Source organism: Brevundimonas sp. AVps31, from assembly GCF_058681355.1.
This window is the reverse complement of sequence record NZ_CM178736.1, coordinates 973,228-986,397: the sequence shown is the minus strand read 5'-3', so window position 1 is coordinate 986,397 and position 13,170 is coordinate 973,228. Positions and strand designations below refer to the sequence as shown.

The following is a 13,170-nucleotide window of genomic DNA, read 5'->3' as shown; positions in this document are numbered from 1 at the left end:
CGATTGCCGAACCTGTCCGCATTTGTGCGGGGCCGAATTTAGAGCCGGGTTTCGCCGCTCAGGATCGCCGCATACGCCGCGTCGGTCATCTTGGCGTATCCGCTCTTGCCGCCGCGCACATAGAGGGCCCCGTCCACCGCCGCGGGGTCAAAGCCGTCGGCGACCAGGTCGACCTTGCGGTATTTGAAGGTGCCGGTGGTCTCAGCGGCCTTGATCAGCCGGACAAAGGCCGGGCGGGCGTAGGACGGCAGCTCCTGATCGACCCATTCGGCGAACGCCTTGGCCGAGAAACGGCCATCGACGACCAGGGCCACCATGCCCGCCTTGCCGTCCTGACCGGGCACCGGAACGCCGTAGGCGACGACCTCCTTGACGCCAGGGCCGTCGGCCAGACGCTGCTCGACCTCGGCCGTCGAGACATTCTCGCCCTTCCAGCGGTAGGTGTCGCCGATCCGGTCGATGAAATAGATATAGCCGTCCGCGTCCTGCTTCATCAGATCGCCGGTGCGGAACCAGCGGTCCCCCTTCACGAAGACGTCGCGCAGGATTTTCTTCTCGGACGCGGCCTTGTCGGCATAGCCGGAGAAGGCGTGGCGGGTGTCGTCGCCGATCATGCCGATCGCCTCACCGACCTCGCCGGCCCTGGCCAGCTCGCACAGCCCGCTCGCGCCGCGAACCGGCAGTTCCGTGTCGATGTCGAAGCGGACCAGCTTGCAGTTGATCTGCTTTTTCAGGAATCCGGGCACGCGACCGATGGCCCCCGCCTTGCCGTCGAAATTGAACAGCGAAACATTGCCTTCGGTCGAGCCGTAGAATTCCAGGATGTTGGGCACGGCGAAGCGTTTCTGGAAATCCTCCCAGACATCAGGACGCAGGCCGTTGCCGAAGGCGAGGCGCAGTTTGTGGCTGCGTTCGTCGAGGCTCTCCGGGCAGTTGACCAGATAGCGGCACAGCTCGCCGATATAGACGAACAGGGTGGCCCCCGACGCCTTGATGTCCGGCCAGAAGCTGGACGCCGAGAAGCGCTTGCGCAGCACCAGCCGCCCGCCGTTCAGCAGCGCCGGGCCGATGCCGACCAGGCCGCCGGTCGAGTGGTAGAGCGGCAGGACGTTGAAGGTCACATCCTTGTCGGTCGCCGCCGTGGCGCCGGCGAAGGCGCGCATATAGGTCCGGGCCCGGGCATGGGTGATCTTGGCGGCCTTGGGCAGGCCGGTGGTGCCCGAGGTGAAGATGTAGAGGGCCGTATCGCGGTTGGTCAGGCCAGAGCGCACCGAGCGGGCCGGGCGGACGGACGATCCGCTGCGGACCTGTTTGTCGAGACCGCGACGCTCATCCGCCTCGTCCCCGTCGGACAGGCCCAGCACCCACAGCATCATGTTGCGATCGACCAGCGTGCGCGCGTCCTCGACCTTGCGCCAGCAGTCTTCGTCGGTGACGACCTGCGACGCGTTCGAGATGGTCAGGCAGTGGGCTAGGGCGTGGCCGGTCAGGTTGGTGTTGATCAACGCCGTGCCGACCCCGACCTTGGCGAACCCCATCCAGGCGGCGACGTACTCGGCCCGGTTCAGCATCACCAGAGCGACCGTGTCGCCGCGCTTCAGGCGGCGGCTGACCGCCCAATGACCGAAGCGGTTCGCCATGGCGTCGAGGTCGCGATAGCTGATGGCGCGGCGATCATCCTGGATGGCGATGTGATCGGGGAACTTGTCGACGGCCTCTTCCCAGTCGTCACAGACCAGGTCCACGCTGTCCATCGTGATCGGCTTGATGCGGCCCAGCAGACCGCGCAGGCCCTTCACGAACCGCATATCGCGCCGGATGTTCGCTACCAGACCCATAGTCACGTCCACTCGTCAGAAGCCCGCTCCGGTGATGAACAACCGGGCCTTCCGGGTCAACCGGCGGGCGAATCCTGAGGCCGTTTTTGACGTTTTGCGACCGGTTTGCGTGGGGCCGTGGCGCCGATGCGGCGGTGACGTAGAGTCACTTCAGCGCCGCTTTCCGGCTGATCCGGACGCGGAGCCGACGGCTTGCCGCCCCAACTGTGTCAGCAAAGGTGTTTCTTCAGGACATTCAGTCCGTTCGCGGAACTGCGCTCTGCCGCTGCGGTTTGGACCCCACGTTTAAGGAGGACCACCGATGTCTGTGACCTATACCGAAGACCGTAACGAAGCCCTGCGTGAGGACACCTTCGTCCCCGTCTACGCCCGCACCAAGGCCAGCCGCGCCCGCAAGGGCGGCGTTCGCAGCTGGATGATTCTCGCCCCGATCGGCGTGCTGGTGATCGGTGGCGCGGCCGCCGCCATGATGACGATGGGGGGCGACGACGTGGCTCAAGCGCCGCTGGCGGAACCCGCCGCGACCGCGCCGGTCCTGCCGACCACGCCGGCCCCGATGGCGATGGAGCCGGCGCCCGTCGACAGCGCCCCGGCCCCGGTAATGCGTGAGGCGGCTCCCGCTCCGGCTCCGGCTCCCGTTCGCCGCGCCGCGCCGCGGGTTCAGGCCCCGGCGCAGGCTCCGGCCGCCACGCCCGCCCCGCGCGTCGTGACGCCCGCACCGTCGTCGGCGACCTCGACGCTGAACAGCACTCCGGCCACGCCGGCTCCGGTCGTGACGCCCGCGCCGACCCCGGCGCCCGCTCCCGTCGTGAGCCCGCCCGCGATCGTGGTCGAGCCGCTGGGCTGATCCCGGCCGGCTGAATTGAAGACGGCCCCGGTGGAGCGATCCGCCGGGGCCTTGTCATGTCAGGTCGAGGGCGAGACCCGCCAGATCACATTGCCGACGTCGTCGGCCACCAGCAGGGCGCCCGTGCGATCAAACTGCACCCCGACCGGACGGCCCATGGCCTGATCCTCCGCGTTCAGGAACCCCGTCAGGACATCCTCCGGCGGTCCGGCCGGTACGCCGTTGGCGAACGGTACGAACAGAACCCGGTAACCGTTGCGCGGCTTGCGGTTCCAGGAACCGTGCTGCCCCACGAAGGCGCCGCCACGATAGCGGGCCGGGAACAGGGCCCCTTCTCCAAACGTCAGCCCCAGCGAGGCCGTGTGGGCGCCGAGCGCATAGTCGGGCCGCAGAGCGCGGGCGACGAGGCCCGGATCCTGCGGCTCTACCCGTGTGTCCACGTGCTGGCCGTAATAGCTGAAGGGCCAGCCGTAGAAGCCGCCCGGCGTCACCGAGGTCATGTAGTCCGGGACCAGGTCGTTGCCGAGCTCGTCGCGCTCATTGACCGCCACCCACAGCTTGCTGCTGTCCGGCTGCCACGCGAGCCCGACCGGATTGCGCAGCCCGGACGCGTAGACGCGGCGGGCGCCGGTGGCCGGGTCGATCTCGAGGATGGCGGCCCGGTCCGTCTCCTCGCCCAGCCCGTTCTCGCCGACGTTCGAATTGGAGCCGACGCCGACATAGAGCCGGGACCCATCGGCGCTGGCGACCAGGCTCTTGGTCCAGTGATGGTTGCGACCCGCGGGCAGGTCCGTGATCTTGCGCGGCCCGACGGTGATCCGGGTCTGGCCGGTCCGGTAGGGGAAGGCCACCACGGCATCGGCGTTTGCGACGTAGAGGGTGTCTCCCGCGAGGGCCATGCCGAACGGCGACATGAGGTTCTCGAGGAAGGCCGTCCTCGTCTCCGCCACCCCGTCGCCATCGGCATCGCGCAGCAGGGTGATGCGGTTGGCGCTGGGTGTGACGGCGCCCGCCTTCTTCATCACCAGCCCCTGGGCCCATTCCCGAAACCCGCCCCGCTTTTCTTCAGGCTTTGGCGGGGCGTTGGTTTCGGCGACGAGAATGTCGCCGTTGGGCAGGCGATAGATCCAGCGCGGATGGTCCAGCCCCGACGCGAAGGCCTGGACGCGGAAGCCCGCAGCCGGAGTGGGGGTGCGGCCCGCGGGCCAGCCGGTGGCCTCGGCGATGTTGACCTGCGGGAACAGGCTGCGACTGGGCGCGGGCAGGGTCGGGTTGGGTCCGTATCCGAGCCCCGGGTCCAGGCTCGATTCCGTCCCGCAGGCGGCGAGCATCAGCGCGACGCCGGAGACGGCGACAAGAGCCTTTGAGCGCATGGCCGGTTCCTTCAACGAGGCGGTTGTGCGGGAAACTCGAGACGGCTGACATCATAGCCCAGATCGCGAGCGCGCGCGGTCAGGCGTTCACGCTGGGCGGCCGTCGGGACCTCGCGGGTGTAGATGAACAGGCGCTCGAAGGTCGGGTCAGCGGAGATGAACCAGGTGTAGGCCTCGTCGTGGTCCAGCACCCAGTAGTCCCAGGTCACGAAGCCGCCGAGATAGCGCACGCGCAGCTTGGCGTTCGTGCCGGGATCAAGAATTTCACCGCGTCCGCCGATCGATTTCTCGCGTCCGCCCGGCTGTCCCTGCTCGCAGGTGTCGCGCACATCGACGCGCGAGGGCGACACCAGCACATAGTTGGACGCCCCCGCCACGCAGCCGTCGGTCAGGCGATCCGGCAGGCGGGCGACCTCGATCCAGCGTCCCGACCAGAGGCGTTCGGCGTCCACGGCGCGGGCAGGCTGCGGCGCGCGATATTCGGAGGGTGAGGGGGCGGTCACGCAGGCGGACAGACCGATGGTCAGACCGACGGCGAGCGCGGCGGCGGCGGGAAGGCGCAGCGTCATGGGTGATCTCCTGATCAGAAACAGCCGGTCACGAACGGAGTTCCGTGACCCTCACACAGGTACGATCTCGCGCGGCGGTCGGATGTGCCGGAACCGCGCCTCGATGAAGGAAAACAGGCCGAAGCCGATGAAGCCCAGCGCGGCGGCGGCCAGCAGCGGCGCGCCCCCCGGCTGACGTCCCAAGGCGTCGAGCGCCGCGTCGAAACTGGTCACGTCCGAAGCCCGCGACCGGATCCCGGCGGTGAAGATCAGGGCGGCCAAGGGCAGCCAGGCCACGCCACGCGCCATATAGCCCGCCCGCGCCAGCGGCACGACCCGGCGGCAAAGCTCCACCGAACAGGACAGGTAGGCGGCGAAGTCGTCCCGCCACGCCTTGACGATATTGCCGATCCCGACACCGGCGATGCACAGTCCGATCCCCGCCAGCAAAAGGTTTCCGAACGGAAGGGACAGCATCCGTTCGGCCTCACGGTGTCCGGCGGCGATGTCGGCGGCCGCCGGATCGACAGGGGTATGGAACAGCAGGCTGAAGGCGCTGAGCGCCAGCAGGCCGTAGCCGATGCCGCTGAAGCCCTGACTCACGCGTGTGCTGAGCCCCTGTCGGTCATGCCCCTCGTTGTCGGCGTCCCAGATCGCCTGCAGCATTCGCCACACGACGATGGCCAGCAGGCCGAGGCCGAGCAGAAGCACCCACGCCCGACCCAGCGGCTGCTTCGCCAGCCAGCCGATGGCTCCGCGCGTGCCTGCCGCGCCGTCCACCAGGCCGGGAATGGCCAGCAGTGTCAGAACGCCGCCGGACAGGTAGACGAAGCCGCGCGCGCCGTAGCCGATGCGGGCGATCAGCTCGAGGATGTTCAGGACGACCGTCTGCTTGCGCCGTCGCGCGGGCGTCAGTCGGCGCAGGCCGGATCGCAGGAGGTCAGGGAAGCGGGACACCCGTCCCCAACCCGCAAACGATGATATGGCTCCGCTGCGCCCTTGTGGTGACGGGGGGCGGCGCATATCTGCGGCGCCCCAGGGAGAGGGACCCCATGCCGCCTGCCATCGTTATCGAAGGTCTGACCAAGACCTACAAATCCGGGCTGCAAGCCCTCAAGCCGGTCGATCTGACCATCGGCAAGGGAGAGATTTTCGCCCTGCTTGGACCCAACGGGGCGGGCAAGACCACGATGATCTCGATCATCTGCGGGATCGTCACGGCGACCAGCGGTACGGTGCTGGCTGACGGTCACGACATTCGCAAGGATTACCGCAAGGCCCGGGCGGCCATCGGTCTGGTGCCGCAGGAACTGACCACCGACGCCTTCGAGACCGTTCTGGCGACCGTCACCCTGAGCCGCGGCCTGTTCGGCAAGGCGCCGAACAAGGCCTACATCGAGCAAATTCTGCGCGACCTCAGCCTTTGGGACAAGCGGAACGACAAGATCATGACCCTGTCCGGGGGCATGAAGCGGCGGGTGATGATCGCCAAGGCCCTGAGCCACGAGCCGGACATCCTGTTCCTCGACGAACCCACGGCGGGCGTCGATGTCGAACTGCGCAAGGATATGTGGGCCATGGTCCGCAAGCTGCGCGAGAAGGGCGTCACCATCATTCTGACCACCCACTACATCGAGGAGGCCGAGGAGATGGCCGACCGGGTGGGCGTGATCCTGAAGGGCCAGCTGATCCTCGTGGAAGAGAAGACCGCCCTGATGAAGAAGCTGGGCAAGAAGACCCTGACCCTCCAGCTGCAGGAGCCGCTGACGGCGGTCCCGGCGGAACTGGCCGACTGGAAGGTCGAGCTGAAGAGCGAGGGCGCCGAGCTGGAATATGTGTTCGACGCCAACGCCGACGAGACCGGCGTGCCCGGCCTGCTGCGGCGGCTTGAGGCCTCGGGCGTCGGGTTCAAGGATCTGTCGACCAAGCAGAGTTCGCTGGAAGACATCTTCGTGGACCTTGTCCACCAATCGCGGTCGGAGGCGGCGTGATGGCGTTCAACGGTTACGGCGTCTGGGCCATCTATCGGTTCGAGATGGCGCGCGCCCTGCGCACCCTGTGGCAATCGATCGTCACCCCGGTCATCACGACGGCCCTGTATTTCGTGGTCTTCGGCTCGGCCATCGGCAGCCGCATGACCGAGGTCTCGGACGTGCCCTACGGCGCCTTCATCGTGCCCGGCCTGATCATGCTGAGCCTGTTCACCAACTCGATCTTCAACGGCTCGTTCGGCATCTATTTCCCGAAATTCACCGGCACGATCTACGAACTGCTGTCGGCGCCGATCTCGTCGTTCGAGACGGTGCTGGGCTATGTCGGGGCGGCGGCGACCAAGTCGGTGATCCTGGGCCTGATCATCCTGCTGACGGCCTCCTTCTTCGTGCCGCTGCAGATCCTGCATCCGGTGTGGATGCTGGCCTTCCTGGTGCTGATCTCGGCGACGTTCAGCCTGTTCGGCTTCATCATCGGGGTCTGGGCGCAGAGCTTCGAACAGCTGAACTTCATTCCCATGCTGATCGTCACGCCGCTGACCTTCCTGGGCGGAGCCTTCTATTCGATCGACATGCTGCCCGCGGGATGGCGGGTCGTCAGCCTGTTCAACCCGGTCGTCTATCTGATCTCCGGCTTCCGCTGGGCCTTCTTCGGGGTAGGGGACGTGTCGGTGACGGCCAGTCTGGGCGCGACGCTGGCCTTCTTCTTCGTCTGTCTGGCGGTGGTGTTCTGGATGTTCCGCACCGGCTATCGCCTGAAGAACTGACCCGTCACGAAAGCGGCCATATCCACGGCCACTTTCATCGTCAGTGAGCGTTTGAGGAAACACGCCGTCGCGCGTGTGCGGGAGACCCGATGTCCAACGAGAACGAACCCAAGCTGAACGGCGCGCCCGTCAACGGTCAGGCCCGGCCCGAGCCGTTCCGGCGGGCCGTGACCTGGGGGCGTCCGCCCGCGACCGTGTTCCGCGCCGGTCCCCTGCCGCGCGGCGAGAGCCTGCCGCCCCTGCCCGATGCGCCGAGGACGCAGCCGCAACCCCGGCCGATGGCCCCGTCTCGTCCCGCCGCGATCCTGAGCGGGTCGATGATCCCCCAGGCGGCGCCCAAGCCGAAGGCGTCGATCCCGCCGACGCCCCAACCCGCCTATGATCCCGAGGCGCCTCGCTTCGTCAGGCCGGATCCCGCACCCGTGGCGTCGGAAGACGCCCTGATCGTCCGGCCGCTCCCCGAGCCCGAACCTGCCCCCCTGCCTGCGCCGGTCCCGGAGGCTGTCGCCCCCGTTGCGCCTCCATCCGTGCCGGAAGCGCATGACCTGTCCGAGGTCGTCGTCACCGCGCCGCGCCGCGAGCCTGTCGCGGCCTCCCGATCCAGGGGTGGCAGGGCGCCGCTCTATGCCGGAGCCGCCGTGGCGGTTCTGGCCGTGGCCGGGGCCGGCTGGTGGTTCCTGAGCCGCTCGCCCGCGGAGGCTCCGCCTGCCGCGCCGGTCGCGCCCGCCGCCGTGGCGCCGGCTGTCCCCGTCGACGTCGCGCCTGCCCCGGTCGAGGCTGCCCCGGCGGTCGTGGACGCCGCGGAACCGGTGACGGTCGCCTCGACCCCGGCCCCGACCACGCCGCCCACGACGCCCGCCGCCCGGGCCGCTGCGGCGCCGGCGACGCCCGCCCGGTCGACGACGGTCCCGGTCCAGACCGCGCCTCAGCCTGCGCCGCGGCCGGTCACGCCTGCGCCCGCCATCGTGGTCCAGCCCCTGCCGGAACCCGTGCAGGTCCAGCCCACGACGCCCGCGCCGACAGCAGCCGTGCGGCCCTCGAACGATCCTGACGCGCCGATCACGACGCGTCCGCAGCCGCTGGATTGATCGGAAAGCGCCGGATCAGCGCAGGGTGATGTAGCCCCGCTCGACCATCCGGCGCAGGCCCTCATAGACCTCGGCCAGCTCCTCGTAGGCGGCGCGGGCGGCGGTCAGTCGGGCGACCTGATCGACGGTGGCGGGCGTGCCGGACTCCGACTGGCGCAGGCCTTCGGAGACCCATTTGCCCCGCGCCGTCGCGGTCAACACCGCCAGTCGCTGGAAGGTCGCGGCGTCCAGCCCCGACACCATCTGGCCGATGACCTCGCGGTTGGCGATGAAGGCCGCATAGTCGATCTGCTCCAGCAGGCCACGCAGCCGACGCTGCTCCTGTGGGTCATTGTCCTGGGGCTCGAAATGGTCTCGCTGGCGTCGGTAGCTGCCGGTCTGCATGGTCGACATCGCGTCTCTCCCAACACGATTTTTCCAGAGCGTGCGCCGCGTCGATTAACGGGGCGTTGCAGTGCGGAAAGCAGCCTCTTGCCAGTCCGGTTCCGGATTGATACTTAAGTCGATGCTTCAGTATCAAGAGCCGCTCGATCTCGCCTTCCAGGCCCTGTCGGATCCCACCCGGCGGCGCATGGTCGAAAGGCTGTCGGCGGGGCCGGTCTCGGTCAGCGCCCTGGCCGAGCCCCTGCCCATGTCGATGTCGGCGGTGATGCAGCATCTCAGGATCCTGGAGGGGGCCGGACTGGTTCGCTCGGAGAAGGTCGGTCGCGTCCGCACCTGCCGGGTCGCGCCCGAGGCCCTGACCGCCGCAGAACGCTGGCTGAACGCCCGGCGTCTGTCGGCCGAGCGCAGTCTCGACCGACTGGGCGCCTTTCTGGACGAGACAAAGCCCGAGGAGGAAAAGTGATGACCGCCGAAACCCCGACCGTCGCCCACGGGACCTTTGTCCTGAAGCGCCGCTATGACGCCGCCGCCGAACGGGTGTTCCGCGCCTGGGCTGACCCCGCCGCCTTCCGGCGATGGTTCGTCGAGGCGCCCGGCGCGACAGTCCACGACTGGGTCCACGATTTCCGCGTCGGCGGCGCCGGGGGCGGTCGGTATCGCTTCGGCGGGCCGGAGAATGACACCGGGTTCAACGATACGCTCTTCCTCGACATCGTGGAGAACCGGCGGATCATCCTCAGCTATGTGATGGGGACGGAGGTCGACGGCGTGCGATCGCGGTTCTCGGCCTCGCTGGCGACCATTGAACTGATGGAGGACGGCGCGGGCACGGCGCTGACCTACACGGAGCAGGGCGCCTACTTCGGGGCGGACGGCGCCGCTCACATCCCGCTGCGGGAGCAAGGCTGTGCGGACATGCTGGAAAATCTTGCCCGCCTGCTGAAGGACACGGCCGGATGAGCCTGCTGGTCTGGTCCCATCCCTATTCCGCCTACGGCCAGAAGACGGCCATCGCCCTGTACGAACTGGGCCTGCCCTTCGAGCTTAAGCTGGTGGACGGGTCGCCCGAGGCGATGGCCGGCTTCGTGGCCGTCTCGCCCTTCGCCAAGATGCCTGCACTGGTCGACACGGCGGCGGGGCGGACGGTGCTCGAGTCCAGCATCGTCATTGAATACCTCGACCGGCTGGCGGGCGGCGGCAGGCTGATCCCGACCGATCCGGAAGCGGCGCTGGAGGCGAGGTTCATGGATCGCATCCTCGACATCTACGTCGGCGGCAACATGAACCGGATCATCTTCAACCGGCTGGGCCGGGCGGGAACGCCGAACGAGACGGCGTTGGCCCAGGACGCGAAGGAACTGGAAACCGCCTGGGACATGCTGGAGGCGCGGCTGGCGGACGGGCGGACCTGGGGCGCGGGTGACCGCTTCACCCTGGCGGACTGCGCGGCGGCGCCGATCCTGACCTATGCCCGACGGCTGGTTCCGCTCGGCGATCGGCCCCGGCTGAGGGCCTGGCACGCCCGGCTCATGGCGCGTCCGTCCTTCGTGAGGGCGCTGGAAGACGCGGCGCCGTTCGGCGATCTGATGCCCGCGCCGCCGGCCGAGGACTAGGCGCGCGGTTGCAGCACCATGAGGGTCGACTGGCCGTGGGCCAGCAGGCGGCCGGCGCTGTCCTTGAGGGTGGCTTCGGCGGTGATGATCTGGCGACCGACGTTGATCACCCGACCCTCGCAAACGACCTTTCCGGTCTCCGCCGTGATCGGACGGGTGAAGTTGGTCTGGGTCGAGATCGAGGTGTAGCCGACGCCGGCGGGGAGGGTGGAATGGGCCGCGCAGCCGGTGGCGCTGTCGATCAGCGTCAGGGCCCAGCCGCCGTGCACCATGCCCTGGGGGTTCAGCACATGGGGGCCGGTCACGCCCTCGAAGATCGCCACGCCCTCGCCCACCTCGACCAGTGCGAAGGACATGGTCTCGCCGATGGTGGCGGGCGGGATGCGGCCGTCGATGACGGCCTGCAACAGGTCGCGACCGGGCATGCGGCCCATGGCTTCGGCGGTGGAGGCGGGAAGATCTGTCATGGCGTCACAGTGGTGAGCGTCGTCGGGGCCCGCAAGCGCGCGGCGGATCGACGCGTGGGGGTTACTGACCTGTCCGCTCGGACGTAGCTGTTGGGAAACGCGAGGAGATTCACATGCCGCTTCTGATGTGTCCCAACGACAATGCCGCCATGCAGACGCTGGAACGCGGCGGCGTCCAGTTCGATATGTGCCCGACCTGCCGGGGTGTCTGGCTGGATCGCGGGGAGCTGGAAAAGCTGATGGAGTCCGCGACCGCCGACGGCCGTGCGTCCGCCCCCCAGGCCGCGCCCGCGCCCCAGCCCCACTATCCGCCGCAGCAACCGCAACAGGCTCAACAGCCGTGGGGCGGCCAGCCGCAGGGCTATCGCGACGACCGCTATCGCCGCGATGACGAGTACAAATACAAAAAGAAGAAGCGCGACAGCATCTTCGACATCTTCGACTAGAGCGGAAACCGGACCCTGATCCCCGGCATCCGCGGTTCAGGGGCTAGGCCGCGAGCCCGGCCGCCTTCATGAGCGTCTTCAGCGGCGCCAGCGCTTCGGGCTGGGCCGCCAGGGCGGCGCGGGCCTCGGGCGCACGGAACAGCTTGATCGCTTCCGCCTTGGCCCGGTCCGCCGCCGGACCGAGGGGCGCTGTGTCACCCGCCGCCATCCGCAGCAGGACCGCCAGCTTCTGCGCGGGCGGGGCCGGGGAGCGCGCCAGCAGGGCGACGATCCGGGCTTCGCTCTCGATGGCGCCGCCGACCTTGCCGACGGCGGCGGTGATGTCGCCCTCGTCCTTGTCCGACAGGCCGCAGGCGCGGACGGCTCGTTGAAGATTCGCGAGCACCCCGAGCTTCTGCGCCGCCGTCTGGCCGCCCGCCTGCCGCATCTCGGTTTCGAAACGCAGCGAGCCGACGCAGGCCGAAAGCCAGCGGGCCGCCGATCGCTTGTTGGCGACGCCGGTGACGTTTTCGCACAGACGCGTCAGGGCCTCGGCCTCGCACAGGACCGTGCTGGAGGTCTTGACGTAGGCGGCGACGAAGTCCGCGGTGACCAGCGCCTTCGAGCGCTCATTGAAGGCGGTCTGAACCTCTTCCAGCGTCAGCAGCCGCCCGGCGGTGGCCGTCAGGCTGGTGGCCAGCGCCCGCAGGATGTCGATCTCGCTGGCCGCATCATTGGGGCGCAGGCGTCGCGGACTCATCAGCTCTCTCAGCACCATCCGGGCCAGGGCGGCGGACAGCAGGGGAAACTCGGCGATCTCGATTCGCGCGCCCAGCCGTGCGGCCGGCCCTTCGACCGCCGGAACCTGCATGGCCATGCGCGGATCCTGCCGGACCAGAAGTCCGACCTCGCGCGGAGCGACCATGCGCACCACCGCCGCCATCGCCGCGCCCTGATCGAGCGACGGACCGAGGATGTCGGCCAGCCCGCCCCGGGAGCCCAGCATTTCGCACAGGATCTGTTCGACCGGGACCAGAACCATGGCCCGCGATGGGCCTTCAGGCGGCGCCCTGTCGACAAGATCCATCAACCGGTCCAGACGCGCGCGGCCGTCTTTCAGGCCGATCAGGGCGGACGCCACCACACCCCCCATGATGAAGGCGCGCTCGGTCTGTCCTTGCAGCCGGTGCGCCAGATCGGCGAGGTCATGATGCTCGAGACTGGGGAAGCGGTTCTTTCGGCCGGCCATCACCAGCCGCTCGATCGTCGCGTCCGCGAGTTTCCGATAGTGGCGGACCAGGTCATGAACCGGCTTGCCGTCCGCCTGGCTCTCCGGAACGGCGATCTTCTGGATCGCGTGCTGAAGCTCAACGCCCGAGGCGTCCAGTCGCTCGGCCAGGTCCGGGCGATGCAGCAGTTCGAAGGCGGTGGCCCCCTGACGCCGCAGCCAGTCTTCCAGCACCCGACTGATCTGCTCGCGCGCCATCGGATCATACAGGTCGTAAGGGGTGCTGCAGCGCGGACCGGCCGCGTCGTCGAGGCTGATCCGCTTCTTCTGCACCTCGGGCGCGCCACGGCTCAGAACCGTGACGCTGTTGAACTCCATGGTGTCGGGGTCCAGCGTCTCCTTGGTGACGCGAACGGCGGCGGCGTGACCATCACGCATCAGATCCTCGGCCGTATCGATGGCGTGGGTCCGGTGTTCGGTCGCGATTTCCAGCGTCCACGACGACGGCGCGGTCCGTCGGATGTAGACTTCGTAGTGAATAGGGCCGGCCATGGAGCACTCGTGTTATTCACTCCCACCATGACGCGGAGACTTTAAGGGC

15 protein-coding genes are annotated in these 13,170 nt (G+C 68.5%); 8 read left to right on the top strand and 7 right to left on the bottom strand.

The window, feature by feature from the left end; all coding sequences use genetic code 11:
• Positions 1–38: 38 nt before the first annotated feature.
• Positions 39–1,838 (bottom strand): long-chain-acyl-CoA synthetase, encoded by a 1,800-nt coding sequence (locus tag ACW174_RS04630; protein ID WP_492016531.1) that lies wholly within the window; start codon positions 1,836–1,838, stop codon positions 39–41.
• 301 nt (positions 1,839–2,139) lie between these two features.
• Between ACW174_RS04630 and ACW174_RS04625 the strand changes: the two genes are divergently transcribed.
• Positions 2,140–2,685 carry a hypothetical protein gene (locus ACW174_RS04625; protein ID WP_492016530.1) on the top strand — a complete coding sequence of 182 codons (546 nt, stop codon included), beginning with the start codon at positions 2,140–2,142 and terminating at the stop codon, positions 2,683–2,685.
• A gap of 59 nt (positions 2,686–2,744) precedes the next feature.
• On the opposite strand, the gene ACW174_RS04620 is transcribed toward ACW174_RS04625, so the two are convergent.
• From ACW174_RS04620 to ACW174_RS04610, 3 genes are read right to left on the bottom strand one after another with little or no spacing between them, the layout of a single operon-like run.
• On the bottom strand, positions 2,745–4,058 hold the full coding sequence (locus tag ACW174_RS04620) for a PQQ-dependent sugar dehydrogenase (protein WP_492016529.1): 1,314 nt from the start codon (positions 4,056–4,058) through the stop codon (positions 2,745–2,747).
• Between the two features lie 11 nt (positions 4,059–4,069).
• Positions 4,070–4,627 (bottom strand): lipocalin family protein, encoded by a 558-nt coding sequence (locus tag ACW174_RS04615; protein ID WP_492016528.1) that lies wholly within the window; start codon positions 4,625–4,627, stop codon positions 4,070–4,072.
• Between the two features lie 51 nt (positions 4,628–4,678).
• On the bottom strand, positions 4,679–5,563 hold the full coding sequence (locus ACW174_RS04610) for a DUF1206 domain-containing protein (RefSeq protein ID WP_492016527.1): 885 nt from the start codon (positions 5,561–5,563) through the stop codon (positions 4,679–4,681).
• A 95-nt stretch (positions 5,564–5,658) separates the two neighbouring features.
• Between ACW174_RS04610 and ACW174_RS04605 the strand changes: the two genes are divergently transcribed.
• From ACW174_RS04605 to ACW174_RS04595, 3 genes are all read left to right on the top strand, one after another.
• Positions 5,659–6,597, top strand: coding sequence for an ABC transporter ATP-binding protein (locus ACW174_RS04605; protein ID WP_492016526.1), 939 nt, complete (start codon positions 5,659–5,661; stop codon positions 6,595–6,597).
• Positions 6,597–7,364: an ABC transporter permease gene (locus tag ACW174_RS04600; protein ID WP_492016525.1), complete on the top strand. Its 768-nt coding sequence runs from the start codon at positions 6,597–6,599 to the stop codon at positions 7,362–7,364. The genes ACW174_RS04605 and ACW174_RS04600 overlap by 1 nt, the downstream gene beginning before the upstream one ends.
• Before the next feature lie 89 nt (positions 7,365–7,453).
• Complete coding sequence (locus ACW174_RS04595; protein ID WP_492016524.1) at positions 7,454–8,452, top strand: hypothetical protein; 999 nt, start codon at positions 7,454–7,456, stop codon at positions 8,450–8,452.
• 15 nt (positions 8,453–8,467) lie between these two features.
• Here ACW174_RS04595 and ACW174_RS04590 read toward each other — a convergent pair whose 3' ends face one another.
• On the bottom strand, positions 8,468–8,845 hold the full coding sequence (locus ACW174_RS04590) for a hypothetical protein (RefSeq protein ID WP_492016523.1): 378 nt from the start codon (positions 8,843–8,845) through the stop codon (positions 8,468–8,470).
• Between the two features lie 112 nt (positions 8,846–8,957).
• Here ACW174_RS04590 and ACW174_RS04585 point away from each other — a divergent pair, with 112 nt between their 5' ends.
• From ACW174_RS04585 to ACW174_RS04575, 3 genes are read left to right on the top strand one after another with little or no spacing between them, the layout of a single operon-like run.
• The gene (locus ACW174_RS04585) at positions 8,958–9,299 is read left to right on the top strand and encodes an ArsR/SmtB family transcription factor (RefSeq protein WP_492016522.1); all 342 of its coding nucleotides are present in this window, start codon (positions 8,958–8,960) and stop codon (positions 9,297–9,299) included.
• On the top strand, positions 9,299–9,796 hold the full coding sequence (locus ACW174_RS04580) for an SRPBCC domain-containing protein (protein ID WP_492016521.1): 498 nt from the start codon (positions 9,299–9,301) through the stop codon (positions 9,794–9,796). Before ACW174_RS04585 ends, ACW174_RS04580 begins: the two co-directional genes overlap by 1 nt.
• Positions 9,793–10,449, top strand: a complete 657-nt coding sequence (locus ACW174_RS04575) for a glutathione S-transferase family protein (protein ID WP_492016520.1) — start codon at positions 9,793–9,795, stop codon at positions 10,447–10,449. Before ACW174_RS04580 ends, ACW174_RS04575 begins: the two co-directional genes overlap by 4 nt.
• Here the strand turns inward: ACW174_RS04575 and ACW174_RS04570 are convergent.
• Entirely contained in the window at positions 10,446–10,916 is a 471-nt protein-coding gene (locus ACW174_RS04570) for a PaaI family thioesterase (protein ID WP_492016519.1), read from the bottom strand. The two genes, ACW174_RS04575 and ACW174_RS04570, sit on opposite strands and share 4 nt — an antisense overlap.
• 113 nt (positions 10,917–11,029) lie before the next feature.
• Here ACW174_RS04570 and ACW174_RS04565 point away from each other — a divergent pair, with 113 nt between their 5' ends.
• Positions 11,030–11,362 (top strand): TFIIB-type zinc ribbon-containing protein, encoded by a 333-nt coding sequence (locus ACW174_RS04565; RefSeq protein ID WP_492016518.1) that lies wholly within the window; start codon positions 11,030–11,032, stop codon positions 11,360–11,362.
• Between the two features lie 43 nt (positions 11,363–11,405).
• Here the strand turns inward: ACW174_RS04565 and ACW174_RS04560 are convergent, their stop codons facing one another.
• Positions 11,406–13,121, bottom strand: coding sequence for a hypothetical protein (locus ACW174_RS04560; RefSeq protein WP_492016517.1), 1,716 nt, complete (start codon positions 13,119–13,121; stop codon positions 11,406–11,408).
• Between the last annotated feature and the right edge of the window lie 49 nt (positions 13,122–13,170).